The organism is Demequina sediminis, from assembly GCF_039545075.1.
GTDB lineage: Bacteria > Actinomycetota > Actinomycetes > Actinomycetales > Demequinaceae > Demequina > Demequina sediminis.
The window spans coordinates 77,299-102,351 of sequence record NZ_BAABRR010000001.1 but is presented as its reverse complement, the minus strand read 5'-3'; the positions used below and the strand labels follow the sequence as shown (position 1 = coordinate 102,351).

Below are 25,053 nucleotides of genomic sequence, written 5' to 3'. Positions count from 1 at the left end.
GGATCGATCGAGAGGACACCGTGGCCACGAACGTCGCCGGCTCCACCATCACTGCTCAGGAGTGGTGGCGCTCCTCCGTGATCTACCAGATCTACCCGCGCTCCTTCGCGGATTCCACGGGCACCGGCGTGGGCGACCTGCCTGGGATCACGGCGCGCCTGGACGCCCTGGCGGAACTGGGCGTGGACGCGATCTGGCTGTCGCCGTTCTACCGTTCGCCTCAGCGCGACGCGGGCTACGACGTCTCTGACTTCCGCGACGTCGACCCCCTCTTCGGCACCCTCGACGACTTCGATGCCATGGTCGCCCGCGCGCATGAACTCGGTCTGCGCGTGATCGCGGACATCGTGCCCAACCACACGAGCGACGAGCACGCGTGGTTCCAGGCCGCACTCGCCGCCGCTCCGGGCTCCCCCGAGCGCGCGCGGTACATGTTCCGCGACGGCCGCGGCGCGTCCGGCGAGCTGCCCCCCAACAACTGGGAGTCCGTGTTCGGCGGCCCCGCGTGGACGCGCGTGACGGAGCCTGACGGCAACCCCGGCCAGTGGTACCTCCACCTCTTCGACACCTCGCAGCCCGACCTCAACTGGGAGCTGGAGGAGGTGCGCGCCGAGTTCGACGACGTCCTGCGCTTCTGGCTCGACAGGGGCGTCGACGGCTTCCGCGTCGACGTGGCTCACGGCCTCATCAAGGCCGAGGGACTGCCCGACTTCGTGCAGGACGAGGACGAGGCGTCGATGGGCGGCGGCGCGGCGGAGGCCTCGCCGTACTGGGCGCAGGACGGCGTGCACGAGGTGTGGCGCCGGTGGCGACGCATCACGGACTCGTACCCCGGCGATCGCATCCTGGTCGCCGAGGCCTGGATCTACCCGCTCGAGCTGATGGCGCGGTGGGTGCGTCCCGACGAGATGCACCAGACGTTCAACTTCGGCTACATGGAGGCGCACTGGGACACCGCTCAGCTGCGTTCCGTGATCGACGACTCGCTCGCGACGTTCGGTGCGGTGGGAGCCCCGAGCACGTGGGTGCTGTCGAACCACGACATCGTCCGTCACGCGACGCGCCTCTCGCTGGGTGCGGACACCCCCCAGGGCCACGGCGTCGGCCCCGACAGCCCCGGCCTTCCCGACGTGGACGAGGGCATCCGCCGCGCGCGCGCCGCCTCTCTCCTCATGCTGTCGCTGCCCGGCGGCGCCTACATGTATCAGGGTGAGGAGCTTGGCTTGCCCGAGGCGGTCGACATTCCGGGAGAGGCGCGTCAGGACCCCACGTGGCACCGCACGCAGGGCGAGCGCTACGGCAGGGACGGCTGCCGCGTGCCGCTGCCGTGGGAGGCGGACTCCCCCGCGTTCGGCTTCTCGACCACCGGCGACTCGTGGCTCCCACAGCCCCGCGAGTGGCGAGCGCTCGCGCGTGACGCGCAGCGAGGCGTCGAGGGCTCGACGCTCGAGATGTATCGCGCGGCCCTGCGCGTGCGCCGCGAGAGTGGGCTCGGCACGGGCACGGTGACGTGGCGCGAGGCGCCCGAGGGCGTCCTCATCCTCGACAACGGGACCGTCCGCATCATCGCCAATGTCTCCGGCGACCCGGTCACCGTCGAGGGCGAGGTGCTCGTGGCGTCGTCCCCTCTCGACGGCGCGACCCTGCCCGCCGACACGACCGTGTGGGTCCGACTGCCCGAGTAGGATGCGAGGGCGCGCGGCGGCGCGCACACGTCGAGAGGAGCCGAGGGTGGCGACGATCCAGCGGGTCGCGGAACTGGCGGGCGTCTCGACGGCGACCGTCTCGCGCGCCCTCGCGGGCAAGTCGACGGTCTCAGCCGCTACGCGCCAGCGGGTCGAGGATGCCGCGCGGCAACTGGGCTACGTCGCCTCCGCGACGGCATCGTCGCTCGCCTCCGGCCGCACCCGCAACGTGGGCATGGTGATGCCCTTCCTGGGCAGCTGGTACTACGCGAGCGTTCTCAAGGGCGCGCACCGCGCGCTCGCCGACGCGGGCTACGACCTCACGCTCTATCACCTCGAGGACACGACGCGGCATCCGCGCAGGCGACAGCGCCTGTTCGAGGAGTTCCTCATGCGCAAGCGCGTGGACGCGTTCATCGCGGTCTCGCTCGAGCTCACCGCCGAGGAACTCACGCGCATCCACGACCTGGGCAAGCCCATGGTGGGTCTCGGCGGTCCGCTCGAGGACGTCACGACGCTCAGCATCGACGACCGCGCCGTCGCCGAGCTCGCGACCTCGCACCTCACCTCGCTGGGCCACCGCCGCATCGCGTACATCGGCGGCTCCGAGGGCTTCGACCTCGACTTCCACATGCCCGCCCACCGGCGCCAGGGCTACGAGGACGCGCTCATCGCCGTGGGGGTCACCCCGGATCCCGCGATGCGCCTCGCGGCCGACTTCACGATCCAGGGCGGCCACCAGGCGACGCTGCAGATCCTGGGCGACCCTCGCCTGCGCCCCACCGCGATCTTCGCGGCATCGGACGAGATGGCGATCGGCGCGGTCCTCGCGGCGCGCTCGCTCGGCCTGCGCGTCCCCGAGGACCTGTCGGTGGTCGGCATCGACGGACACGAGTTGGGCGCGTTCTTCGAGCTCACCACGGTGGACCAGCATCCCGTCGAACAAGGCCGGCTCGCGGCGCTCGCGCTGCTCGCCGAGCTGCGCCAGGACACGGCGGCCGAGGGTCATGCCAACCGCGCACTCCCGTACAACCTGCACGTGCGCAAGTCCACGGCCGTCCCGCCGGTGCGACGGCGTGACTGAACCCGACGTCCTCGTCATCGGGCCCACGAGCGAGAACACGATCGTCGAGCTCGACGCCCTTCCCTCCCCCGTCCCCCACACCGTGATGGCGCGCTCGACGCGCGAGGCGATGGGCGGCACCTCCGCGGGCAAGGCGCTCCACCTCACCGACCTCGGGGTACGCACGCTGCTGCTCACCACGCGTGGGGACGATGCCCTGGGCGAGGACCTCATGGACCGTCTCGCGGGGTGCGGGGTCGATGTGCAGGCGGTGCGCACCACCGGGCCGAGCGAGCGTCACCTCAATCTCATGACGCCGCGCGGAGAGCGACTGTCGATCTACCTGCACGGCGCGGGCGCCGTCGATCCGGAGGAGATGAGAGGAGCGCGGGCGACCGCGCGCAAGGCGCTCGGGCACGCTCGTGCCGTGTTCCTCGACCTCGCCGAGCTCTCGCGCGCGCTCATTCCCGAGGTTTCGGCGATGGGCCGCGAGGTGTGGGTCGACGCCCACGACCACGACGGCGTCGGCGGCTACGCGCTGCCGTTCCTCGAGGTCGCCGACGCCGTCATCATCAACGACGACGCGGTCGAGGACGCCGAGTCGTTCCTGCGCGCCGCGATCCAGCGCGGCGCGCGCCTCGCGATCTGCACGCTCGGTTCCCGCGGCGCGATCGCCGTGGGGGCGGACGGTTCCTTCGCTCGTGCCGACGCCCCGCGCGTGACCGTGGTCGATCCCAACGGGGCGGGCGATGCGTTCGCGGCGGGGGTGATGGGCTTCGCGCTGCGCCATGGTGGGGCCGCGGCGCTCGTGGGCGACGCGCTGTGGGAGGCGCTCGAGGCAGGCGCCGCGCAGGCGGCGCGCGCGGTCACGAGCCCCGAACTGTCGCCTCTGCTCGAGACCCCGCGCCGCTGACGTCCCGCGCGGCGCCTCGCCTGCGGTCGATCACGAGCGCGACGATCGCCGCCACGAGCGTGACGATTCCCACCTGCATCATGAGGTCCGTGAGCCCGGCGAGGCCCGAGTCCGACAGGAACGTCGACACGAACGCGCCGAGTCCGCCGGATTCGCCTCCTGGCATCGCGGAGGCCAGCGCGCGCGGCGCGACCGCACCCACCGCGAAGGCGACGGCGAGCGCGCCCACCGCGAGTCCCAGCACGCTCCAGCCCGCATAGCGCGCACGCCTGCGCGACAGCGCCATGCCGACCGCGAGCAGCGCGGCGCCAATCCACGCGAGCCAGTCACCGGCGAAGCGAATACCCGCGTACGCGGTGCGCACCTGATCGAACGTGGCGGCATCCACCACCTCGACCTCGACCGGCGCGATCTCGAGGTCGGGAGCGAACGCGCCGACCACGGGGACCTCGTCGAGGCGCGCGTTGAGCTCGGCCCCGATGTCGACTCCCACGGTGAACGGGGCCGTGGCCCGCTCGCGCGCGGTCAGCTCGTCGACCAGCCGCGTCTCGACGCGCGTGATGCCGGCCGCCACCGCGGTGCGCACCTGGTCAGAGGACAACACCTGGGCGGCCAAGCTCTCGAGCGGCCCCTGGAGTGCGGCGATCGCGAGGTCGCCCGCGCGCGAATCCGTGAGCTCCTGTCCCTGGGCGACCGCCGCCCTGGCGATCGCCTGCGAGGCCTGGGCCACGACATCGGCGTCCGCGAGGGCGGCCGTCGCGACGGTGCGCGCGGCCTCCCCCGACGTCACCGCGCGGTCGACCCGTCCGGCGACGAGTCCCAGCAGCACGCAGAGGATGCCCACCACCGCGGCGAGGGCCGCGAACGCCGGCCGCACGCGCGTCATCGTGGTGACCGAGGACGGCGCACCAGGGCGATCATGAGAGCGACACTACCGACACCCGCCGCCGCCGCGCCCACCGTGATGAGTCGCTCCTGCAGCACCGGCACGGTCTCCGCGGTGACGATGGCCGACAGCGCGGTGCCGGCAGGACCGTCCGCGCCGCCCGGGAGGGCCCCGGCGATCGTCTCGAGCCCCCACACCTCGAGCGCGATCCATGCCGCTCCCGCGAGCACCGCCACGGCAAGACCCGCCTTGGCCAGGAACCACCGCGTGCGCGGCGACACGATCAGGCCCAGGAGGAACAGGCCGAGGCCCACCCACAGCCCCCATCGGTGCGCGAACTGCGCGACGTCGTACGCGCGCCGCGTGTCCTCGAAGCGCTCCTCGCTCATCACCGTGACGGGCACGGGGGCGAGCTCGAGCTGCGGCGCCGCGGCGCCCACGACGGGCAGGGTCGCGATCTGACCGTTGACGTAGCCGCTCGCGTCCACCGTGATGACGAGCGGCGCCGGCGCGCGGTCCTCGGCGGTGAGTTCACGCGCGAACTGAACCCGCGCATCGTCCACCTGCGCCAGCAGCGCCTGCCGGAACTCGGGCGTGCGCGCCGCACCCGCCACCAGCTCCCGCAGCGGCGCGTCGAGGCCCACCACCGCGAGGTCGAGGCCCGCGTCCGCGAGCCCCTCCACGGCGGCATCGCCCAGGCTGGCGCCGATCGCCTCGACCACCGCGGGCTCCTCGAGCGCCGCGGTCGCGATGGTGCGCACGGCCGTGCCGTCCTCGACGGCACTCACCACGACCCCGCTCACGGCCCACAGCGCGATCGACACCGCCCCAGCCACGATCAGCAGCGCGGAGACGAGCGTGCGCAGGATCTTCATCGCCGGGACTCGTCCCAACCGAAGAACAGCCGCTCGGTCACGGCGCGCGCGAGCCTGGCCGCGCGCGAGTAGCGCTCGTCGAGCTCCGCGCCCGTCACCCTCATCCCAAGGATCTCGGCCAGCACGCCCAGCTCGCGCACGTCGCCTGGCAGCACGTCCGTGTCGCGTGCGTTGCCCCGCAGCGCGAGCGCGCCGCGCAGGTTGGTCGCGAGCACCCACGCGTCACGCAGAGTCTCGGCGTCGCCATCAGTGATCAGCCCCAGGCGGGTGCCCGCGGACAGCGCCTCGAGCGTCACGGTCGTGCGCAGCTCCGCGTGCGCGTGCCCGTGGCGCAACTGCATGAGCTGGACCACCCACTCGACGTCGGAGAGTCCCCCCGGCCCGAGCTTGAGGTGGCGGCGGGGGTCGATCCCACGCGGCAGGCGCTCGGCCTCCATGCGCGCCTTGAGCGTGCGCATCTGCTTGAGCGCGCTCGCAGGCAGAGCCGTCGGGTACCGCACGCCGTCGACCATCGCGACGAACGCGGCGGACAGGTCGGTGTCCCCCGCCACGGGTCGCGCGCGCAGCAGCGCCTGCGCCTCCCACGGGTCCGACCACCGCTTGTAGTAGTCCGTCGCCGAGGCGAGCGAGCGCGCGAGGGGTCCGCCGCGCCCCTCGGGGCGGAGGTCGGCATCGATGGAGAGGGGCGGCTGCGGTCCCACGCGCTGCAGGATCGAACGCAGCTCCTGGGCCAGCTGAACGGCGATTGCCTGGCCGTCGGGCGAGTCCCCGTCCCACACGAACTGGACGTCGGCATCGGACAGGTAGCCCATCTCGAGGCCGCCGTAGCGCCCCATCGCGACCACGGAGAAGCGAATCGGCAGCGCCTCGAGTCCCCTCGCATCCGCGACCACGCGCGTCGCGATGCGTAAACCGCCCTCGATGAGCATGTCAGCGGTGTGCGACACCGCCATCGCGGCATCGGCGGCATTGACCATGCCCAACACGTCCGCCGCCGCGATGCGCGCGAGCTCGCGCCTGCGCAGCCCGCGCAGCGCGACGGCCGCCTGCACCGGATCGTTCGAGCGACGCAGGATCGCGTCGGCCTCTCCCCACAGGCGCGCATAGTCGCGCGGCTCGAGGTCCTCGTCGCGGTCGAGCCACGTGACGGCCTCTCCGGAGGCGAGCAGGGCCTTCGCGACGTAGGGCGACGTCGATAGCACGCGCGCGAGGCGCTGCGCCGCGGTGCCGGAGTCGCGCAGCAGCTTGAGGTACCACTGCGTGTCGCTGAGCTGCTCGGAGAGCTGGCGGAACGCGAGCAGACCCGCGTCGGGGTCGGCACCTTGCGCAAACCAGCCGATCATCGCGGGCATGAGTTGGCGGCGGATTGCCGCGGACCTCGACATCCCCTCGGTGAGCGCGCTGATGTGCCGGTACGCACCCGCGGGATCGACGAACCCGACGGCCCCGAGGCGCGCCCGCGCGGCGGCATCGTCCAGCCGTGCCTCGTCCGCGCTGAGCCTCGCGACCACGGGCAGGATGGGCCGGTAGAACATCTCCAGATGCATCGCGCGCACGTCCCTGCGGATGTCCGCCCAGACCTCGTCCATGTACTCGACCGTCGCGAAACCCGAGGCGCGGGCCAGGACGCGGCGGTCCTGATCCGCGGCCGGCATGAGGTGGGTGCGGGTGAGCTTGCGCAGTTGCAGCCGATGCTCCCACACCCTCAGCTGGCGATACGAGCGGTCCATGGTGGCGGCCTGGGGACGGCCCACATAGCCGCCCGCGCGCAGACGCGCGAGGGCGTCGAGCGTGCCGCGCACGCGCAGCGACTCGTCCGCGCGGCCGTGGACGAGCTGCAGGAGCTGAATCGTGAACTCGACGTCGCGAAGTCCGCCGGGGCCGAGTTTGATCTGCCTGCCCGCCTCCTGCAGCGGCACGTGCTCCTCGACGCGGCGGCGCATCGCCTGCGCCGACTCGACAAACCCCTCGCGTTCGACCGCATTCCACACGAGCGGCCGGGTCTGCTCGACGTAGCGCTCGCCCACCTCGCGGTCTCCCGCGACCGCGCGGGCCTTGAGCAACGCCTGGAACTCCCAGGTCTGCGCCCAGCGCTCGTAGTACGCCAGATGCGAGGCGAGGTTGCGGACCAGCGGCCCGTCGCGGCCCTCGGGACGCAGATTGGGGTCGACCTCCCACAGCGCGGGCTCGACCCCCATGCTCGAGCAGGCCCTCGCCGCCGCGACCGCGAGGCGGGTCGCGACGCGCAGCGAGCGGTCGTCCTCGACGCCCTCCGCGGGTTCCGCGACGTAGATGACGTCCACGTCGGAGACGTAGTTGAGTTCGCGCGCGCCGCACTTGCCCATCGCGATGATCGCGAGGCGGGTGGCGGCGTGATCGGGCTCGTCGTGACGCGCGATCGCGAGGCCCGCCTCGAGAGCGGCGCCTGCGAGGTCCGCCAGCGCGGCACTCACGTCGGGCATGAGCGTGGCCGGCGACCGGGCAAAGAGGTCCTCGGCCGCGATGCGCAGCAGCGCGCGCCGGTACGCGACACGCATGGCCGCATGGCCGGCCGCGCCGCCCACGGACGCCACCGGGGCATCGGCCTCGGGATCGGCCCCGACGGCGGCGAGCAGGTCGCCCCTCACGTCGACCGCGGCGAGCTCCTCACCCACCGGCCAGCGCTCGAAGTCGGCGATCAGCTCGGGATGGCGGACAAGGAAGTCACCGAGTGCGAGCGAACCACCCAGCAGCACGCCCAGCCGCGCGCCTGCGGCGGTGCCCGCGAGACGTACCAGCACGTCGAGGTGGCCGGCGTCCCTCGCCGACTCCGCGAGCCGCAGCAACTGCAGCAGGCCGGCATCGGGATCCGCGAGGTAGGACACGGCGGTCGCGGGGTCGTCGAACTCGATTCCGGTGACGGCGAGGATCTCGCCGATCAACCCTTCCGCACGCGAGGGATCCGCGACGCCCGCGCGCCGCAGCAGCGTGGTGAGGGAGACCTCCCGTGCGCCCACGCCTACAGGACGGAGAGGTAGGTGTCGAGCTCGTAGGGCGTCACCTGGGCGCGGTACGACTCCCACTCGGCGCGCTTGTTGCGCAGCACGAAGTCGAACACCCTCTCCCCCAGCGTCGACGCGACCAGCTCCGACCGCTCCATCTCCACGATCGCCTCGGCGAGCGAGGTGGGCAGCGGCTCGTAGCCCATCGCGCGGCGCTCGGCGTTCGACAGCTCCCACACGTCGTCCTCGGCACCCTCGGGCAGCTCGAGACCCTCCTCGATGCCCTTGAGCCCGGCGGCGAGCAGCACCGCGAAGGCCAGGTACGGGTTCGCGGCGGAGTCCATCGCGCGGTACTCGACGCGCGTCGACTGGCTCTTGCCCGGCTTGTGCACGGGCACCCTGACCAGGGCCGAGCGGTTATTCGACCCCCAGCACACGTACGAGGGCGCCTCGGCGCCGCCCCACAGCCGCTTGTACGAGTTGACGTACTGGTTGGTGATCGCGGTGATCTCCGGGGCGTGGCGCAGCAGTCCGGCCATGAACTGGCGCGCCACCTGGGAGAGCCCCAGCTCCGCGCCGGACTCGTGGAACGCGTTGCGGTCGCCCTCGAAGAGGCTCAGGTGCGTGTGCATGCCCGATCCCGGCGCCTCGAACAGCGGCTTGGGCATGAAGGAGGCGAAGACGCCCTGCTCGAGCGCGACCTCCTTGATGACCGTGCGGAACGTCATGATGTTGTCCGCGGTGGTGAGCGCGTCCGCGTAGCGCAGGTCGATCTCGTTCTGACCCGGGCCGGCCTCGTGGTGGCTGAACTCGACCGAGATACCCATGTTTTCGAGCATCGTGATGGCCTCGCGGCGGAAGTTGTGGGCGGTGCCGCGCGGCACGTTGTCAAAGTAGCCCGCGCGGTCGACGGGCACCGGCTGCTCGCCCCGCTCGAACTGCTTAAAGAGGTAGAACTCGATCTCGGGGTGCGTGTAGAAGCTGAAGCCCTGCGAGGACGCCTTGTCGAGCGTGCGCTTGAGCACCTGGCGAGGGTCGGACATCGCGGGCTCGCCGTCGGGGGTGAAGATGTCGCAGAACATGCGTGCGGCGCCCTGACGCTCGCCGCGCCACGGCAGGATCTGGAACGTCGCCGGATCGGGCTTGGCGATCATGTCTGCCTCGTACACGCGCGTCAGGCCCTCGACGGCGGAGCCGTCGAACCCGATTCCCTCGGCGAACGCGTTCTCGAGCTCGGCGGGCGCGATCGCCACCGACTTGAGGATCCCGAGAACATCGGTGAACCAGAGGCGAATGAAGCGAATGTCGCGCTCCTCGACGCTGCGAAGCACAAATTCCTGCTGCTTGTCCATGGCGCCTATCCTGCCTCATCAACGTGACGAACGTGTGTCCTGGTCCCGCGCGCCGCGCGCCCTAGGCTTGGCGCATGGTCAACGCTCGCATCGCTCTCGCCCAGGTCAACCCCTGCGTGGGCGACATCGCAGGTAACACCGCTCTTGTGCTCGACACGTGTCGCGCGGCACACGCCCAGGGCGCGAGCGTGATCGCGTTCCCCGAAATGGTCGTCACGGGCTACCCGATCGAGGACCTCGCGCTGCGCGAGAGCTTCCAGCGCGCAGCCGCGGCCGCGGTCGAGCAGATCGCGGCCACGCTCGCGGCCGAGGGTCACGGCGATCTCATGGTGATCCTCGGCACGCTCGGGGTGTCCCGCTCCGGGCTGCCCTTCAACCAGGCCGTGGTGCTCTCCGGCGGCGCTGTGACGGCGCGCTACAACAAGCACCACCTTCCCAACTACGGCGTCTTCGACGAGCGCCGGATCTTCGCCGCCGGTGAGGACGCGTGCATCGTCTCCGCGGGCGACTCCCGCATCGGGATAGTGATCTGCGAGGACATCTGGCAGGACGGCGGGCCGGTCGCCCAGCTCACCGGGTCCGGGATCGACCTGCTGCTCGTGCTCAACGGGTCGCCGTTCGAGGAGGGCAAGGGTCGCGTCCGCACGGAGCTCGCGCGCCGCCGTGCCGCCGAGGTCGGCGCGCCGCTCGCGTACGTCAACCTGTGGGGTGGCCAGGACGACCTCGTCTTCGACGGCCACACGTTCGTCGTGGGCGCCGACGGGACATGGCTCGCCAACGCCCCCGGCTTCGAGGACGCGCTGCTGATGTGGGACCTGCCCGCCGCGGGCGCGCCGGCCTCGCGCGGCGACGTGGTCGACTTCGCGTCGGACGACGAGCAGGTGTACCGCGCGTGCGTGACCGGACTGCGCGACTACGTGCGAAAGAACGGCTTCCGGTCGATCGTGCTGGGCGTGTCCGGCGGGATCGACTCCGCACTGACGGCCGCAATCGCGGCCGACGCGATCGGCGGGGAGAACGTGGTGGGCGTGTCCATGCCGTCCTCCTTCTCCTCCCAGCACTCACGGGACGATGCCGCGGACCTGTGCGCGCGCATCGGCGCGGACTACCGCGTGCAGCCCATCGCACCGCTGGTCGAGGCCTTCCAGGCGCAGCTCCCGCTCGACGGCGTCGCGGAGGAAAACCTGCAGGCGCGACTGCGCGGCGTGATCCTCATGGGCGTGTCCAATGCCGAGGGCCACCTGGTGATCGCCCCGGGCAACAAGTCCGAGCTCGCGACCGGCTACGCGACCATCTACGACGCGGGGAGCATCGGCGGCTTCGCGCCGCTCAAGGACGTCGACAAGACGCGCGTGTGGGACCTGGCGCGGTGGCGCAACGCCCTCGCAGCATCGCGTGGCGAGACCCCGCCGATCCCCGAGAACTCGATCACCAAGCCGCCCTCGGCCGAGCTCCGTCCGGGCCAGACGGACCAGGACTCGCTGCCCCCGTACGAGCTCCTCGACGAGGTCCTCGACGCGTATGTCGAGCACGCCGAGGGCCGCGCGGAGTTGCTGGCGCGCGGCTTCGACCCCGCCGTCGTGGACCGCGTGCTCGCGCTCGTGGACCGGGCCGAGTGGAAGCGACGCCAGTACCCGCTGGGCCCCAAGGTCACCGCGCTCGCGTTTGGGCGCGACCGCCGCCTACCCGTCACTAACCGCTGGCGCGAACCGTCCCAGTAGTCCGCGCGTGAGAAGGTGGAGCCATGAGCCGCAAGAAGGTCAGGATCCACCACTTCAAGGAGATGAAGCAGCGAGGCGAGAAGATCGCCATGCTGACCGCGTACGACTTCCCCACCGCACGGGCCTTCGACGCCGGCGGCGCCGACATGCTGCTCGTGGGCGACTCGCTGGGCGACAACATGCTGGGCCTCGAGTCCACGGTGCCGCTCACTCTCGACGAGATGATCCCGTTCGCGCGGGCCGTCGTTCGCGGTGCCGAGCACGCCTTCGTGGTCGCCGATCTCCCCTTCGGGTCGTACGAGATCTCGCCCGAGCAGGCCGTCGAGTCGTCGATTCGCATGATGAAGCTGTCGGGCGCGCAGGCGATCAAGTTCGAGGGCGGGCGCCGCATCGCTCGCCAGGTCAAGGCCGTGACCGATGCCGGCATCCCGTTCTGCGGCCACCTGGGCTTCACTCCGCAGAGCGAGAACGCGCTGGGCGGACGCCGCATCCAGGGTCGCGGCGAGCACGGGGTCGAGGAGCTGGTCGCCGATGCGCTCGCGTTGCAGGAGGCCGGAGCCTTCGCGGTGGTGCTCGAGATGGTGATCGCGCCAGCAGCTAGGGCCGTAACCGAGGCGCTCGAGATCCCCACGATCGGGATCGGGGCCGGGCCGGACACGGACGGCCAGGTGCTCGTGTGGCTCGACATGGCCGGCGTGGGCGACTGGCACCCGAGCTTCTCGAAGCAGTTTGGGGCCGTGGGCAAGGCGATGACCGATGCCGCGGCCGGCTACGTGGGCGAGGTCAAGTCCGTGACCTTCCCTGGTCCGGAGCACACGTTCGAGAGCTGAGGCTCTGCCCTTTCGTTCCCCTGCCGCAAGTCACACATCTGAGGCCGGGTGCGCGGCGATTCGTGCTCAGACACGGACCCACGTGGCGCCAGATGTGTGACTTACGAAAGCGCGCGGGGGGCGGCGTGGTCGCGGGGCCGAGGCGCGGCCGTGGCTACGAGTCGTCTCCCCAGTCGTCATCGTCGTCCCACGTGTCGTTGCGGGCCTTGGCGATCTCAAGCGCACCCGCGGCCTCCTCGGCGGTCGGGTACGGACCCATCAGGTGCTCCCAGGAGCTGACCCGGCCCTTCTCGACCATTCGCGTGCGCGTGTTGAAGTAGTACTCGACCGGCTGATCATCGTCGTTGGACATGGGCATCGCCTCCGTGAATAGACTGCCAGGCATGAGCCCCGTCCGCGAAAGCATCTCCAAGGGCACCGTGTCCCCCCTCCGCGAGGTCCCCGCCGGGATCGCCCGGCCCGAGTACGTGGGCAAGAAGCGCGCGACGCTGTGGAACGGCGGTGACGTTCACGACGCCGAGACCATCGACCGCATCAGGGTGAGCGCGAAGATCGCCGCGCAGGCCCTCGCGGAGGTCGGCCGCCACGTCGTGCCCGGCGTCACCACCGACGAGCTCGACAGGATCGGCCACGAGTTCGTGCTCGACCACGGCGCATACCCCTCGACCCTGGGCTATCCGGGAGCCGCGGGCCGCCCGGCGTTCCCCAAGGCACTGTGCACCTCGGTCAACGAGGTCATCTGCCACGGCATCCCCGACTCGACCGTGATCGAGGAGGGCGACATCGTCAAGGTCGACATCACCGCCTTCAAGGGCGGCGTGCACGGCGACAACTGCGGCTCGTTCATCGCGGGCGAGGGTTCCGCCGACGCCACCAGGCTGGTCGAGGTCACCCACGAGGCGATGATGCGCGGCATCAAGGCCGCCCAGCCGGGCCGCGCGGTCAACGTGATCGGGCGCGTGATCGAGAAGTACGCGACGCGACACGGCTTCGAGTCCGTGCGCAACTACACGGGCCACGGGGTGGGACCCGCCTTCCATACCGGCCTCGTGATCCCCCACTACGACGCGGCTCCGCATCACGCCGACATCATCGAGCCCGGCATGGTCTTCACCGTCGAGCCGATGCTGTGCATGGGTTCCGAGGAGAACCACGAGTGGGACGACGGCTGGACGGTCGTCACCAGCGACGGCTCGTGGGTCGCGCAGTTCGAGCACACGATCGTCATCACGGAGACCGGACCGGAGGTTCTCACGCTGCCATGAGCAAGCACATCGCCATCGGAGTCGATATCGGAGGAACGGGCATCAAGGCCGCGCCCGTCGACCTCAGGACGGGTGAGTTCCTCGAGGAGCGCTACCGCATCCCCACGCCCCAGCCCTCGACGCCCGACGCGATCGCGCGCACGGTCGCCAAGGTCATCACCAAGTTCAACCCGCCCACCAAGGTCCCGATCGGCGTGGCCTTTCCCGGGGTGGTGCAGCACGGGATCGTCAAGACGGCCGCGAACGTCGACGACAGCTGGATCGGCACGGACCTTCGCGCGATCATCAGGGACTATGCGGGCCACGACGTCCACGTGCTCAACGATGCGGACGCCGCGGGCTACGGCGAGTTCAAGTACGGCGCGGCACACGGCCGGTCGGGCTCGATCCTCATGACGACCCTCGGCACCGGAATCGGCACCGCGATGATCGTCGACGGCACCCTGGTACCCAACCTCGAGCTCGGCCACATCATGATCGACGGTCACGATGCCGAGGACCGTGCGGCGGAGTCGGCACGCGACCGCCACGGCTACGACTGGGAGCAGTGGATCGAGCAGCTGCAGAAGTACTACTCCGAGATGGAGCGGCTCCTCTGGCCGGACCTCATCATCGTGGGCGGCGGCGTCTCCAAGTCGCACCACATGTTCCTGCCCAAGCTGCGCCTGCGCGCGCCCATCATCCCTGCCGAGCTGCTCAACGGCGCCGGAATCGTCGGCGCCGCCGCCGCGGCAGCGGTGTCGACGCGGCGGGAGAAGGACGAGTCCAAGGCCGCCGAGAAGTCCGCCAAGGACGCGGCCAAGAAGGCTGCGAAGGCCGCGGCCAAGGCCGCCCAGGCGACGCCCCCCGCCGCCGGCGCCTGAGACGACCCGACCCGACCCAGGCATCGTCCCCATGTCCTTCTCTGCCACCCCAGTCCTCGAGCATGCGCTCGCGCGTCTCGAGCCGCTGTCCCAGTCCCACCGCGACGACCTTGCCGATGCCGTGACGCCCGGCGAGCTGTGGCGCACCTGGTACACGCGCATTCCCTCGCCCGATGAGATGGTCGCGGAGATCGAGGCGCGGCTCGCGGCGCAGGCCCGCGGCGAGGTCGCGCCGTGGGCCGTGGTCGACGCCGCGACCGGACGCGCGGTGGGCATGACCACCTACCTGCATCTCGATGAACACCACCGCCGGCTCGAGATCGGCAGCACGTGGCTCGGCCGCGACGCGCACGGCACGGGCATCAACCCCGCGATGAAGCTCCTTCTCCTCGAGCGGGCGTTCGACGTGCTCGGGTGCATCGCGGTCGAGCTCCGCACGCACTGGCACAACCACCAGTCCCGCGCCGCGATCGCGCGGCTGGGCGCCCACCAGGACGGCGTGCTGCGCCAGCATCAGGTGTGGCACGACGGCACGCTGCGCGACACCGTGGTTTTTTCGATCCTCGACCGCGAGTGGCCCGCCGTGCGCTCCGGGCTCGAGGCACGCCTCGCGACCCGAATGGCGGGTCTCGAGGTTCGCTGACGCCGGAGCCGCGGAATACCGCAGGCTCCCCTCCCCTTGTCTCCTACGAGACGCAAGGGAGGACAAGCATGAGCAAGCCGTACCTCAAGTTGGCGATCGCGCTCACCGCGAGCTTCATCGTGATGTTCGCGTTCAGCCTGATTCAGTCCGACCAGTGGAGCCACGCCTACCCGAACCTCAGCAACCTCTACATCAGCCTCATCGGCGTGAGCGCGATGGGGGTCATCATGCTCGTCGTGATGTGGGGGATGTACCCGTCCCGACGCCTCAACATCGGGCTGCTGGTGGGGTTCACCGGCCTCTTCGTCACGGGGATCCTCTTCGCACGCACCGAGGCATTCGTGGGCAACGATGCGTTCCTCTACTCGATGATTCCCCACCACTCGCGCGCGATTCTGGTGTGCGAGGAGGCGAGCATCACCGACCCCGAGATCGAGCGTCTGTGCGACCAGATCATCGAGGCCCAACGCGACGAGATCGCCCAGATGCAGCGCATGCTCGACGAGTAGGAGGGCACCGCGAGCGGCGCGCATCGCGGCAGGACTCGTGGGCGTGCGCGCGACCGTGGTCTCGCGCGACCTGGGCAACTCCCCCGCCGGCTTCCTCACCGCGACCGACCTCGCGGGCGTGGCCGCGGAGCTGGGCGCCGAGTTCGGCTTCGAGGTCGAGTCCTTCGACCGCGAGCAGCTCACCCGGATGGGCTACGGCGGGCTGCTGGGCGTCAACGCCGGCAGCGCCGAGGAGCCGCGCATGATCGTGCTGCGTTACACGCCCAAGGGCGAGTCGACCGGCCACCTGGGGCTCGTCGGCAAGGGCATCATGTACGACTCGGGAGGCATCAGCCTCAAGCCGTCCGACCCGATGCACCTGCTCATGAAGATCGACATGGGCGGCGCCGCGGCGGTGTTGGGCGCGTTCACGGCGCTGAGGGACCAGGGCGCGACCGCGACGGTCACCGGCTGGCTCATGTGCACCGACAACATGCCGTCGGGCACCGCGACCAAGCTGGGCGACGTGCTCATCGCGCACAACGGCACGACGGTCGAGGTGAAGAACACCGATGCCGAGGGCCGCTTGGTCATGATGGACGCCCTCGCGCTCGCGGTCGAGGAGGGCGTGGACGGGATCGTGGACATCGCGAACCTGGGCGGACCCCACGCGGGCGCCACCACGGCGGCGCTGTTCCTGGCGGAGTTCGTGGGTGACACCCCGTGGGCGCACGTCGACATCGCCGGCACGATGCAGGCCGAGGCCGACGGCTCGTGGCGCTCGGTCGGGGCGACCGGCTTCGGCGCGCGGCTCCTCGCGGGCGTCGCGAGGGTCTTCACCGCGTCGTAGCGGCGCTCCTCACGCGCCGCTACTCGCAGACGGTGCCGTCGGAATCTCCGTCGCGGTAGTACCCGTATTCGACGTCCTCGCCGCGCACGTACGGCCCGTATCCGGCGGCCTTCGCGGCCGTGCACGTCCCCATGTCGGGGTCGGGCTCGGAGACGGGGTCCGCCGAGGCGTCGGTGTCGGAGGACGGCTCCGCGGGCGCCGATGGTGCCCGACCGACGTTGTCCGCGAGGACCGGCTGGTCGCCCGGTGCGGGCAGCGGCTCTCCCGGGCACGTCCCGAGCACGCGCAGCATCGCGTCGAGCTCGGCCTGCGTGACCCAGACGCCGTACTTGGCCTTCACCGCCACCTGCCTCGCGACATACGTGCAGCGGAAGTCCCTGTTCGGGGGTAGCCACGTCGCGGCGTCGCCGTCGCCCTTGGCCCTGTTCTGTCCGGCGTCGACCGGCTCGAGGTTGAGCGGATCGTTGGCGAATGCGACGCGCTGGGCGAACTCCCAGGTCGCGGCGCCCTTCTGCCACGCGTCGGACAGCGCCACCAGGTGATCGATGTCGACCTCGCTGTCTCCCCCACGCACGAAGCGCAGGGTCGCGCCGGTGAAGGGGTCCTCGAGCGTGCCCTCGAGCACGCGGCACGGCCCCGACATGACGGTCTCGCTCAGGCGCAACCCGAGCATGTCGTTGCGGGTGTCGCACCCGTTGCGGTCCACGTCCACCCAGCCGTCCCCGAACTGCTCGCGCGAGTAGCCGGTCTTTGGGGCGCGCCCCTTCACGGTGAGCTCGAGCGCGGCGGCCTCCGCCGTCCCCGCCGACGGACCCGCGGTGGGCGTGGGCGCAGCGGGGGTCGGCGTGGCGGAGACGGGCACGGTGGGCGTGGCGGGCGACGCCGACGGGGAGGCCACCGCCCGGGTCGGGCCCGGCTGCGCCCCCACCGCCAGAGTCGCGGGCTGCGCACACGCGGACAGCGCCATCGCCCCCGCGATCACGAGCGCGGCCACGGCGGGCACGCCACGGCGCGCGCGAACCAGGGGTGTCCTCAGCATCAGGAGAACGTATCGAGCCGCGCGTCCAAGCGGGACGCGCCACACCGTCAGCCCGGCGAGTCGGCTCCGTCCGCGGCGAGCCTGCGCAGCGTCGCACGCAGCGAGTCGACGGTCGCGTCGCCGAGCTCGTCCCGCCACGCGTGCTCGGCGGACCGCATCATCTCGGTTGCCTTGGCGCACAGTGCGGCGCCGTCGGCCGTGAGCGTCACCAGGGTTGCCCGCCGGTCCGTGGGATCCGGCTCAAGGGCCACCATCCCCGCGCGCTCGAGATCCCTCACGAGCGCGGCGACGGACTGGCAAGTGTGGCCGATGCGCGCGGCGAGGTCCGCGACGCGGCTGCCGTGGGCATCGAGGGAGGCGATCACGGGGACGTGAGCGACGCGCACCCCCGAGGTGCCGTCGGGGTCCAGCGCGGCCAGCGCCCGCGCGTTGACCGCGCTCGAGGCCGCCATGAGCAGGCGCGCGATGTCCTGGTCGATCGCCGCGGCGAACGCCGCCAGCTCCGCCTCGTACGTCATGCGCCCTCCCGCCTCGTCCACGGCCCTTCACCACGGGGAATACGCAGGCGCCCTGCCCTGTTATGCAGGCTGCCTGCTCATCTCACGAACAGAGAACCGATGTCCACCCTATCCGCGCCCCTCACCGCCGGGGCCACGCTGCCGACCCTCACCCTGGTGAGCCCGACGGGCGAGCCCACGAGCCTCGACGCCTTCGCGGCATCGTCCCCACGGTCCTCTATCTCATGCGCACCGCGACGTGCCCGGTGTGCCACCAGCACCTTCGCCACCTCACCCGGATGGCGGCGGCGGGCGAGATCGGTGTCCCGCTCGTGATAGTGCCGGGAGACGCCTCCGAGGCCGCCTCCGTCGAGCGGCGTCATCCCGCGCTTGCCGGTCGGATCGTCGCGTCGGAGACCGCCCATGCTGCCCTCGGGCTGTTCGTGCGCATGGGCCTGCAGCAGTCAGGCACCTACGTGGTGGACGGCGGCAGGGTGCTCTACGCCCGGTACGCGACGGTACCGCTGGGCAGCTTCGACTCCGCCGAGACGGTCGCCGCGGTGCGCGGCGAGCGCTCCTAGGGGTAGCGCCGGGTCAGCACGTCGACGGGGTCGTCCGCCTGGGCAGCATCGCCAGGCGGCGCCCCCGTGTGCACCAGCTCGGGATCGACGATCGACAGCGTGAACACGCCAGGGCCCGAGCAGTACAGGACGACCAGCAAGAACCAGCCGCCCTCGACGAGCAGCCGCGACTCGGTGAGCGCCTGGAGCGCGAGAGCCGCGGTGAGCACGGCCCAGCCCAGCGGGATGTAGGTGTCGCCAAAGCCGGCGCGCTCGACGAGTCGCCACGCGCTTCCGAAGGACAGCACCACCATCACCAGGAGCAGCACGGCCCCGATGACGCCCAACTGGAACCATGCGTCGAGGAACGCGTTGTGCGCATGCGTCGCCATGACGCCCACGCGGTCGACGATCCCGCGGTAGGGCTCTTCCCAGATGGGCCAGTACCCCACGTAGCCCCAGCCCTCGGGGCGCTGCCACGCGTGAGCCACGACCTCGTCCCAGATGCGCGTGCGGTTCGAGGCGTCGGGGCTGCGGTCGAACATCGCGAAGATCTCGGCGCGGTACTTGAGCGTGAGCACCGCGACCAGCGCGGTGCACGCCAGCACCGCGAAGGACAGCCGCCGCTTGAGTGACGGCCGCGCGCGGCGGATCAGCAGCGCAGCGATCCCCAGTCCCGCGAGGTAGATCCCGGCGACCGTGACCGTCGCGGACTCCGTGAGCAGGTGCACGAGCAGCGCGAGCGCGAGCGTGACGTACCCGTCGACGGGGCGCACGCGGCGCTCCAGCAGCAGGATCACCGCCACGATCGCAGCGAACAGCGCGATCGCCGCGAAGGGGTTGCGGTTGCCCACGAACCCCTGGATGGGTCCGCCCTCGAACAGCAGCCCCTGGGACCACTTGATGGGCTGACCCGCGGCATCGACCTTGGCGACGCTCGACAGGTCCGTCGCGAGCGGTGCGAGCGGGCCGCGGATCACGATCGCCACGAACAGCTCGAAGAGCACTCCGACCACGAGGCTCGCCTGGAGCCCGCGGTACAAGGCGGCCATAAACTGGCCGCGGCTGGTGCCGCGCGCGACCAGCACCGCGATCACGGTGGTGATCGCGAGCACCCCGGCCGCGAGCGCCGTGACCACACGCGTCTGGGACCACAGCACGGACAGCGCGGCAAGCGAGGTGAACATCGCAACCAGCGGCGGCACGTTGACCCGGCGTACGAACCCGCGATACGACACGAGCACGACCCCGACGGTCGCGATGACCAGCAGGGTGTAGAGCGGAATGCCCAGCAGATAGCGCAGCCCCTGGCCGGAGAAGAGCAGGAACACGGTCCAGGCCGCGACCCAGGCGCGCGGGCGCGGATGCTTGCTGCGCTCCCACAGCTCGGCGAGACGGGTCGACACCATCGGTCCGCTCACTCTCCTTCCCCGGGCGACGTGCCCGGCGACGGCCGGCAAGGCGGGCGTGACGCACGGCCTCAGGGGCTCCCCACTCAGCGAGACCGGCGCTCCATCGTACGGGCGCACCCCCGCATACCCGCGCGACCGCACCCCGGTCGTGACCCAGTCGTGACCTCAAGGGGCCCCGCTGCCAGGGGTCTCGTGGGCCACCCGGAGCGGGTGATACTGGCACCATGGCCGCCACCTCCCGACCGATCGCGCGGGCGCGCGAGCGACTGGGCAGCGCGCTGTTCGCTCGCGTCGGCGGCCAGGACGGCCCCGCCATCCGCTCGCGCGTCCACGACACCCCCGGCCCGCGGTGGTTTCCTCCCGGCGCCGCGATCCGTCGCGTGCACGGCGACGCGTCGATGTACGTGGGCGGCCTGCGCGCGCTACTCCTGCAATCCCTCCACCCCCTCGCGATGGCAGGGGTCGCGGGCCACTCGGGCTATCGCGGGGACCCGTGGGGACGGCTCGCGCGCACCGCGACCTTCCTCGCCTTCACCACGTTCGGCACCCAGGACGATGCGGCGGAGACGGTCGCACGGATCCGCGCGATCCACGCGCGGGTGCGGGGGAAGGCGCCCGACGGGCGCCCCTACCGCGCGGACGATCCGCACCTCCTCACGTGGGTGCACGTCGCCGAGGCCGATTCGTTCCTCGCCGCGCACCAGCGCTACGGCGCGCGCCCGCTGTCCCCCGCCGGTGCGGACGAGTACGTCGCGCAGTCCGCCCGGGTCGCGCGCGAGCTGGGCGCGACGGACGTCCCCGTGACCGTCGCGGAACTCCACGCTGCGATCGTGCGCTACCGCCCCGAGCTCGCGGCGACGCCCGCGGCGCTCGACGCCGCGCGCTTCCTGTTGCACGAGCCGCCGCTGGGCCGCGGAGCGCGGCTCGGCTATGCGCCGCTCGCCTCCGGCGCCGTCGCCCTCCTCCCCCGCTGGGCGCGCACGGAGCTCGGCCTCGACGGCCGCGTCACCCGCGCCGTCGGTCCGCTCGCCGGCGGCCTCGCGACCCGCGCGATTCGGTGGGGAACGCAGGACATGCGACCCACGAGCCACGTCGACTGACGCCGCGCATCGTCCCCTGCCTCGGGCATCGTTCCCGCCTCCCGCCGTTTCGTGCGAGGCTCGACCCATGACAGTGACACCCGCCTCCCCCGCACCCGCCGTCCACGCCAAGCCCGCCCGCGCGGTCCTCGACGCCCTCGAGAGCACGCCCTCGGGACTCACCGCCGAGGAGGCCGCCCGCCGCCTCGAGTCGCACGGGCCCAATCGGCTGCCCGCCCCCGAGCGTCCCAGCGTGCTGCGGCGCATCCTGGGCCACTTCCAGGACGTGCTCATCTACATCCTGCTCGCGGCGGCGGTGCTCAAGGCGCTCCTGGGCGACTGGATCGACTTCGGGGTGATCCTCGCGGTGGCCGTCATCAACGCCGCGGTCGGCTTCATCCAAGAGGGCCAGGCGGAGAAGGCGCTCGACGGGATCCGTCAGATGCTGTCGCTCGACGCGCAGGCGTGCCGCGACGGCGAGTGGGCCATGGTCGATGCCGAGGACCTGGTCCCCGGCGACGTGGTGCGGCTGCGCTCGGGCGCGCGCGTGCCCGCCGACTTGCGCATTCTCGAGGCCACCAACCTTCAGGTCGACGAGGCCGCCCTCACGGGAGAGTCGGTGCCCTCGGTCAAGCAGGTCGATCCCGTCGAGCACGACGCGGGCGTGGGCGACCGCGCGTCGATGCTGTACTCGGGGACCATCGTCTCCGCGGGAAGCGGGATCGGCGTAGTCGCCGCGACCGGCTCGGGTACCGAGATCGGGCGCATCCAGCAGATGGTGTCCGAGGCCGACCAGCTCGACACCCCCCTCGCACGCCAGCTCGCGCAGTTCGGGACGATGCTCGCGTGGGGCATCCTCGGGATGGCCGTCTTCATGCTCGTGGTGGGCTACGTGGTGCATCAGTTCGCGTGGGCGGACCTGATCTCGGCCGCGATCGGATTCGCGGTCGCCGCGGTGCCGGAGGGGCTGCCCGCGCTGGTCACCGTGACGCTCGCCCTCGGGGTCCAGCAGATGGCGCGGCGTCACGCGATCACGCGCAAGCTCACCGCGGTCGAGACGCTGGGGTCGGTCACCACGATCTGCTCCGACAAAACCGGCACGCTCACCACGAACGAGATGGTCGTGCGCCACGTCGCAACCGCCACCGCGACGTACGACGTCGAGGGCAAGGGCTACGCGCCCGAGGGCCGCATTCTGCTCGACGGCGAGGTCGCGACCCTCGCCGCGCACGACGACCTCGCGGCACTCGTCGCCGCCGCGGCATCGTGCAACGACGCCCGCGTGGTCGAGGAGGACGGCCGCTGGCGCGTGGTCGGCCAGCCCACCGAGGGCGCCGTGGTCTCGCTCGCGCTCAAGGCCGGCGCGGACACGGCGGGTGTCGAGCGCCTCGCGGTGCTGCCCTTCGAGTCGGACACCAAGTACATGGCGACGCTCGACCTGGTGCCCGGCGAGGGCCCCCACACGGGCCGCATGGTGCGCGCGATGGGCGCGCCCGACCGCCTCCTCGAGCGCTGCGCCCTCCAGCGCACCGCCGACGGCACCCTCGAGCCGCTCGACCACGCGTACTGGGACGGCGTCATCCACTCCCTCGCGCAGCAGGGGCTGCGCACTCTCGCCGCGGCGGAGCGGCCCGCGGAGCACGAGGACGACATCCTGGACCACGAGCACGTCGAGGAGGGGCTGGTCTTCCTGGGCGTGTTCGGGATCATCGACCCGCCCCGGCCCGAGGCCGTCGCGGCGATCGCCGAGTGCCACCGCGCGGGCATTCGCGTGAAGATGATCACCGGCGACCACGTGGGCACCGCGACGGCGATCGCGCGCGACCTGGGGCTCGCCCCCGCGCAGGGCGAGGTGCGTGCGCTCACGGGCGCGGAACTCGAGGCGATGTCGGACGCCGACCTCGAGGCCGTGGTGCGAGACGTGGACGTCTACGCGCGCACCAGCCCCGAGCACAAGATCAGGATCGTGCGGGCGCTGCAACGCCACGACGAGGTGGTCGCGATGACGGGAGACGGCGTGAACGATGCCCCCGCACTCACGCGCGCCGACGTGGGCATCGCGATGGGCATCAAGGGCACCGAGGCCACCAAGGAGGCCGCCGACATCGTGCTCGCCGACGACAACTTCGCGACCATCGAGCGTGCGGTCGAGGAGGGACGCCGGATCTACGACAACATCCGCAAGTCGGTCGTGTTCCTGCTGCCCACCAACGGCGCCCAGTCGCTCGTGGTGCTCGTCGCGATCTTGGTGGGATTCACGCTGCCGCTCGCGCCGGTGCAGATCCTGTGGGTCAACCTGGTCACCGGTGTCACCCTGTCCCTCGCGCTCGCATACGAGCGGGCCGAGCCGGGCATCATGGACCGGCCGCCGCGAGGCAGCGCGGGGTCGGTGCTGTCACGTTCCGCACTCCTGCACGTGGTGATCGCATCGCTCATCATCGGCGGCGCGACCCTCGCGGTGTCGTTCATCGTGCGCGGATGGGGAGTGAGCGCGGAAACCGCGCAGACCACCACGGTGACGATCCTCGTGCTCGGTCAGCTCGCGTACCTCTTCAACAGCCGCTTCCTCAGCCGGTCCAGCCTCACGCTCGGCGTGCTGCGTGGCAACCGCGCGCTGTGGGTCGCCGCGGGCTCGTTCCTCGCCTTCCAGCTCCTCTTCACGTACGCGCCGTTCATGCACGTCGCGTTCCAGTCCACGCCCATCGGGCTGCGCGAATGGGGTCTCGCCGCGGCGTTCGCCGTGGTGGTCTTCCTCGCGGTCGAGGCGATGAAGGCGGTCACGCGGGCCCGCCACCGCGCGCGAGACCGCGCCTAGCCCACCCCGCCCACGACGGAGCCCGGCTCGAGCGTGCCCGCGGCGATGTCCGCCCAGAACTGATCGATCGTGTCGGGATCGAGCAGGACGGTCGAGCCCACGCCGTCGACCCGGTAGCCCATGTCGGCGATCGGCGGCGTGCCCGTGATCGCGTCGTCACCGCGCGCGGCGTTGAAGTCGAGCGCGACGCGGGCCAGATCAAGGGCGCCGGTGCCGTCGCTCACCCGGAACGCGTCAAGGCCGGCGTCGACTGTCGGCACGAGCGTGAACGGGTTGAGCACGGTCGACGGGTTGAGGAGAGTGTCCGCCACCGCGGACACCAGCTGCTGCTGACGCTGCGCCCTGCCGATGTCCCCCAGGGGGTCGGAGTACCGCATGCGCGCGAAGGCGAGCGCGTCCGCTCCCCCGGCGACGTGACAGCCCGCCTCCCACTGCATGCCCGAGCGCCAGTCGTCGACGTCCTCGTCATAGCAAAGCTCGACCCCGCCGATCGCGTCGACCAGTCCCCCGACTCCGGTGAACCCGACCTCGAGATACGTGTCGATCGTCAGCCCCGTGTGCTGCTCGACCGTCGCCACCAGCAGCTGCGGTCCGCCGAACGAGAAGGAGGCATTGATCTTGTTGTCGCCGTAGCCGGGAATCTGGACCAGGGAGTCGCGCGGAATCGAGATGAGCGCGGTCGGCCCGTCCTCGGGCCGGTGCAGCACCATGATCGTGTCGGTGCGCTCGCCCTCCGTCGGGTCGTTGCTGTCGAAGCCCTCGCGCGAGTCGGAGCCCACGATCAGCGTGGTGCTGCCCGCCGTGTTCGCGGCGCCGCTGAGCGCGTCGACGTGGGTGATGCGCGACTCGACCCAGATCCAGAACACCACCAGCGCGGCGAGCAGAAGCACCAGGAGAGTGACGAGCGTGCGGCGTACCGGGTGACGGCGCCGCGTGCGCGCCGGAGACTGGCGAGGGGACGATGCCGGGGCCGGGCGGGCGGGCGCCTGCTGCGGCCGCTGGGGTGAGGCCTGGGGACGCTGCGCGGGTGCGGGAGGCTGCGTGTGCTGGGAGCGTGACGCGGCGGCGGGCGCGGGCCTCACGCTCTCGCGGCGGACCGGCTGGGCGGGCCGCGCGACCCCGGGACGCTCGCGGTCGCCCCGCGGCGGGACCGACGGCGGGAGGCGGCGCGGCTCATCATTCACCCCGCGAGGGTATCTCGCGTTCGCGCGGGAACCACAGCGACGCCACGCGCGT

Annotated in this window: 22 protein-coding genes; 13 read left to right on the top strand and 9 right to left on the bottom strand. The window is 71.6% G+C overall.

The genetic code is table 11. The features are described from left to right. Positions 1-20: 20 nt before the first annotated feature. From ABEA62_RS00535 to ABEA62_RS00525, 3 genes are read left to right on the top strand one after another with little or no spacing between them, the layout of a single operon-like run. Positions 21-1,685, top strand: a complete 1,665-nt coding sequence (locus ABEA62_RS00535; RefSeq protein ID WP_345378278.1) for a glycoside hydrolase family 13 protein — start codon at positions 21-23, stop codon at positions 1,683-1,685. Between the two features lie 46 nt (positions 1,686-1,731). Further along, positions 1,732-2,769: a LacI family DNA-binding transcriptional regulator gene (locus ABEA62_RS00530; RefSeq protein ID WP_286215739.1), complete on the top strand. Its 1,038-nt coding sequence runs from the start codon at positions 1,732-1,734 to the stop codon at positions 2,767-2,769. Beyond that, positions 2,762-3,661, top strand: a complete 900-nt coding sequence (locus ABEA62_RS00525; RefSeq protein WP_286215738.1) for a carbohydrate kinase family protein — start codon at positions 2,762-2,764, stop codon at positions 3,659-3,661. The genes ABEA62_RS00530 and ABEA62_RS00525 overlap by 8 nt, the downstream gene beginning before the upstream one ends. Here ABEA62_RS00525 and ABEA62_RS00520 read toward each other — a convergent pair. From ABEA62_RS00520 to ABEA62_RS00505, 4 genes are read right to left on the bottom strand one after another with little or no spacing between them, the layout of a single operon-like run. Further along, the gene (locus ABEA62_RS00520) at positions 3,615-4,538 is read right to left on the bottom strand and encodes a hypothetical protein (RefSeq protein WP_286215737.1); all 924 of its coding nucleotides are present in this window, start codon (positions 4,536-4,538) and stop codon (positions 3,615-3,617) included. The genes ABEA62_RS00525 and ABEA62_RS00520 overlap by 47 nt on opposite strands. A 5-nt stretch (positions 4,539-4,543) precedes the next feature. After that, positions 4,544-5,422: a hypothetical protein gene (locus ABEA62_RS00515; RefSeq protein ID WP_286215736.1), complete on the bottom strand. Its 879-nt coding sequence runs from the start codon at positions 5,420-5,422 to the stop codon at positions 4,544-4,546. Next, positions 5,419-8,418: a bifunctional [glutamine synthetase] adenylyltransferase/[glutamine synthetase]-adenylyl-L-tyrosine phosphorylase gene (locus tag ABEA62_RS00510; RefSeq protein WP_345377981.1), complete on the bottom strand. Its 3,000-nt coding sequence runs from the start codon at positions 8,416-8,418 to the stop codon at positions 5,419-5,421. Before ABEA62_RS00510 ends, ABEA62_RS00515 begins: the two co-directional genes overlap by 4 nt. 2 nt (positions 8,419-8,420) lie before the next feature. Then, positions 8,421-9,755 (bottom strand): glutamine synthetase family protein, encoded by a 1,335-nt coding sequence (locus ABEA62_RS00505; protein WP_286215735.1) that lies wholly within the window; start codon positions 9,753-9,755, stop codon positions 8,421-8,423. Between the two features lie 74 nt (positions 9,756-9,829). Between ABEA62_RS00505 and ABEA62_RS00500 the strand changes: the two genes are divergently transcribed. Beyond that, a complete protein-coding gene (locus ABEA62_RS00500) occupies positions 9,830-11,476 on the top strand; it encodes an NAD+ synthase (protein WP_286215734.1) in 1,647 nt (548 codons plus the stop codon). Between the two features lie 23 nt (positions 11,477-11,499). Further along, positions 11,500-12,306 carry a 3-methyl-2-oxobutanoate hydroxymethyltransferase gene (gene panB / locus ABEA62_RS00495; protein WP_286215733.1) on the top strand — a complete coding sequence of 269 codons (807 nt, stop codon included), beginning with the start codon at positions 11,500-11,502 and terminating at the stop codon, positions 12,304-12,306. 154 nt (positions 12,307-12,460) lie between these two features. On the opposite strand, the gene ABEA62_RS00490 is transcribed toward panB, so the two are convergent. Continuing rightward, positions 12,461-12,658 (bottom strand): hypothetical protein, encoded by a 198-nt coding sequence (locus ABEA62_RS00490; RefSeq protein ID WP_286215732.1) that lies wholly within the window; start codon positions 12,656-12,658, stop codon positions 12,461-12,463. 31 nt (positions 12,659-12,689) lie between these two features. Here ABEA62_RS00490 and map point away from each other — a divergent pair, with 31 nt between their 5' ends. The 5 genes from map to ABEA62_RS00465 all read left to right on the top strand — a co-directional run bounded on the left by map (position 12,690) and on the right by ABEA62_RS00465 (position 16,415). Next, on the top strand, positions 12,690-13,571 hold the full coding sequence (map, locus tag ABEA62_RS00485; protein ID WP_345377978.1) for a type I methionyl aminopeptidase: 882 nt from the start codon (positions 12,690-12,692) through the stop codon (positions 13,569-13,571). Further along, positions 13,568-14,434: a polyphosphate--glucose phosphotransferase gene (gene ppgK / locus ABEA62_RS00480; RefSeq protein ID WP_345377976.1), complete on the top strand. Its 867-nt coding sequence runs from the start codon at positions 13,568-13,570 to the stop codon at positions 14,432-14,434. Before map ends, ppgK begins: the two co-directional genes overlap by 4 nt. A gap of 31 nt (positions 14,435-14,465) precedes the next feature. Continuing rightward, entirely contained in the window at positions 14,466-15,077 is a 612-nt protein-coding gene (locus tag ABEA62_RS00475) for a GNAT family N-acetyltransferase (RefSeq protein ID WP_286216643.1), read from the top strand. Between the two features lie 68 nt (positions 15,078-15,145). Continuing rightward, positions 15,146-15,586, top strand: coding sequence for a DUF305 domain-containing protein (locus ABEA62_RS00470; protein ID WP_286215730.1), 441 nt, complete (start codon positions 15,146-15,148; stop codon positions 15,584-15,586). Positions 15,587-15,629: 43 nt separating this feature from the next. Then, complete coding sequence (locus tag ABEA62_RS00465; protein ID WP_286215729.1) at positions 15,630-16,415, top strand: leucyl aminopeptidase family protein; 786 nt, start codon at positions 15,630-15,632, stop codon at positions 16,413-16,415. Positions 16,416-16,434: 19 nt separating this feature from the next. Here ABEA62_RS00465 and ABEA62_RS00460 read toward each other — a convergent pair whose 3' ends face one another. Together ABEA62_RS00460 and ABEA62_RS00455 are read right to left on the bottom strand one after the other, a co-directional pair. Then, on the bottom strand, positions 16,435-17,454 hold the full coding sequence (locus ABEA62_RS00460; RefSeq protein WP_286215728.1) for a GmrSD restriction endonuclease domain-containing protein: 1,020 nt from the start codon (positions 17,452-17,454) through the stop codon (positions 16,435-16,437). A 47-nt stretch (positions 17,455-17,501) separates the two neighbouring features. After that, positions 17,502-17,972 (bottom strand): MarR family winged helix-turn-helix transcriptional regulator, encoded by a 471-nt coding sequence (locus ABEA62_RS00455; RefSeq protein ID WP_345377969.1) that lies wholly within the window; start codon positions 17,970-17,972, stop codon positions 17,502-17,504. A 224-nt stretch (positions 17,973-18,196) separates the two neighbouring features. Here ABEA62_RS00455 and ABEA62_RS00450 point away from each other — a divergent pair, with 224 nt between their 5' ends. Next, positions 18,197-18,532, top strand: coding sequence for a thioredoxin domain-containing protein (locus tag ABEA62_RS00450; protein WP_286215726.1), 336 nt, complete (start codon positions 18,197-18,199; stop codon positions 18,530-18,532). On the opposite strand, the gene ABEA62_RS00445 is transcribed toward ABEA62_RS00450, so the two are convergent. After that, positions 18,529-19,932: an O-antigen ligase family protein gene (locus ABEA62_RS00445; RefSeq protein WP_286215725.1), complete on the bottom strand. Its 1,404-nt coding sequence runs from the start codon at positions 19,930-19,932 to the stop codon at positions 18,529-18,531. The two genes, ABEA62_RS00450 and ABEA62_RS00445, sit on opposite strands and share 4 nt — an antisense overlap. A gap of 215 nt (positions 19,933-20,147) precedes the next feature. Between ABEA62_RS00445 and ABEA62_RS00440 the strand changes: the two genes are divergently transcribed. After that, a complete protein-coding gene (locus ABEA62_RS00440) occupies positions 20,148-21,023 on the top strand; it encodes an oxygenase MpaB family protein (RefSeq protein ID WP_345377965.1) in 876 nt (291 codons plus the stop codon). A 67-nt stretch (positions 21,024-21,090) separates the two neighbouring features. Continuing rightward, positions 21,091-23,817: an HAD-IC family P-type ATPase gene (locus ABEA62_RS00435; protein ID WP_345377963.1), complete on the top strand. Its 2,727-nt coding sequence runs from the start codon at positions 21,091-21,093 to the stop codon at positions 23,815-23,817. On the opposite strand, the gene ABEA62_RS00430 is transcribed toward ABEA62_RS00435, so the two are convergent. Further along, positions 23,814-25,001: an LCP family protein gene (locus ABEA62_RS00430; protein WP_286215723.1), complete on the bottom strand. Its 1,188-nt coding sequence runs from the start codon at positions 24,999-25,001 to the stop codon at positions 23,814-23,816. The two genes, ABEA62_RS00435 and ABEA62_RS00430, sit on opposite strands and share 4 nt — an antisense overlap. Between the last annotated feature and the right edge of the window lie 52 nt (positions 25,002-25,053).

Excerpts from the sequence above, each read along its gene's own strand:
- ABEA62_RS00515 (WP_286215736.1), bottom strand. The coding sequence starts at position 5,422 with ATGAAGATCCTGCGCACGCTCGTCTCCGCGCTGCTGATCGTGGCTGGG.
- ABEA62_RS00505 (WP_286215735.1), bottom strand. The coding sequence starts at position 9,755 with ATGGACAAGCAGCAGGAATTTGTGCTTCGCAGCGTCGAGGAGCGCGAC.
- ABEA62_RS00500 (WP_286215734.1), top strand. The coding sequence starts at position 9,830 with ATGGTCAACGCTCGCATCGCTCTCGCCCAGGTCAACCCCTGCGTGGGC.
- panB (WP_286215733.1), top strand. The coding sequence starts at position 11,500 with ATGAGCCGCAAGAAGGTCAGGATCCACCACTTCAAGGAGATGAAGCAG.
- ABEA62_RS00490 (WP_286215732.1), bottom strand. The coding sequence starts at position 12,658 with ATGTCCAACGACGATGATCAGCCGGTCGAGTACTACTTCAACACGCGC.
- map (WP_345377978.1), top strand. The coding sequence starts at position 12,690 with ATGAGCCCCGTCCGCGAAAGCATCTCCAAGGGCACCGTGTCCCCCCTC.
- ppgK (WP_345377976.1), top strand. The coding sequence starts at position 13,568 with ATGAGCAAGCACATCGCCATCGGAGTCGATATCGGAGGAACGGGCATC.
- ABEA62_RS00475 (WP_286216643.1), top strand. The coding sequence starts at position 14,466 with ATGTCCTTCTCTGCCACCCCAGTCCTCGAGCATGCGCTCGCGCGTCTC.
- ABEA62_RS00470 (WP_286215730.1), top strand. The coding sequence starts at position 15,146 with ATGAGCAAGCCGTACCTCAAGTTGGCGATCGCGCTCACCGCGAGCTTC.
- ABEA62_RS00460 (WP_286215728.1), bottom strand. The coding sequence starts at position 17,454 with ATGCTGAGGACACCCCTGGTTCGCGCGCGCCGTGGCGTGCCCGCCGTG.
- ABEA62_RS00455 (WP_345377969.1), bottom strand. The coding sequence starts at position 17,972 with ATGACGTACGAGGCGGAGCTGGCGGCGTTCGCCGCGGCGATCGACCAG.
- ABEA62_RS00450 (WP_286215726.1), top strand. The coding sequence starts at position 18,197 with ATGCGCACCGCGACGTGCCCGGTGTGCCACCAGCACCTTCGCCACCTC.
- ABEA62_RS00440 (WP_345377965.1), top strand. The coding sequence starts at position 20,148 with ATGGCCGCCACCTCCCGACCGATCGCGCGGGCGCGCGAGCGACTGGGC.
- ABEA62_RS00435 (WP_345377963.1), top strand. The coding sequence starts at position 21,091 with ATGACAGTGACACCCGCCTCCCCCGCACCCGCCGTCCACGCCAAGCCC.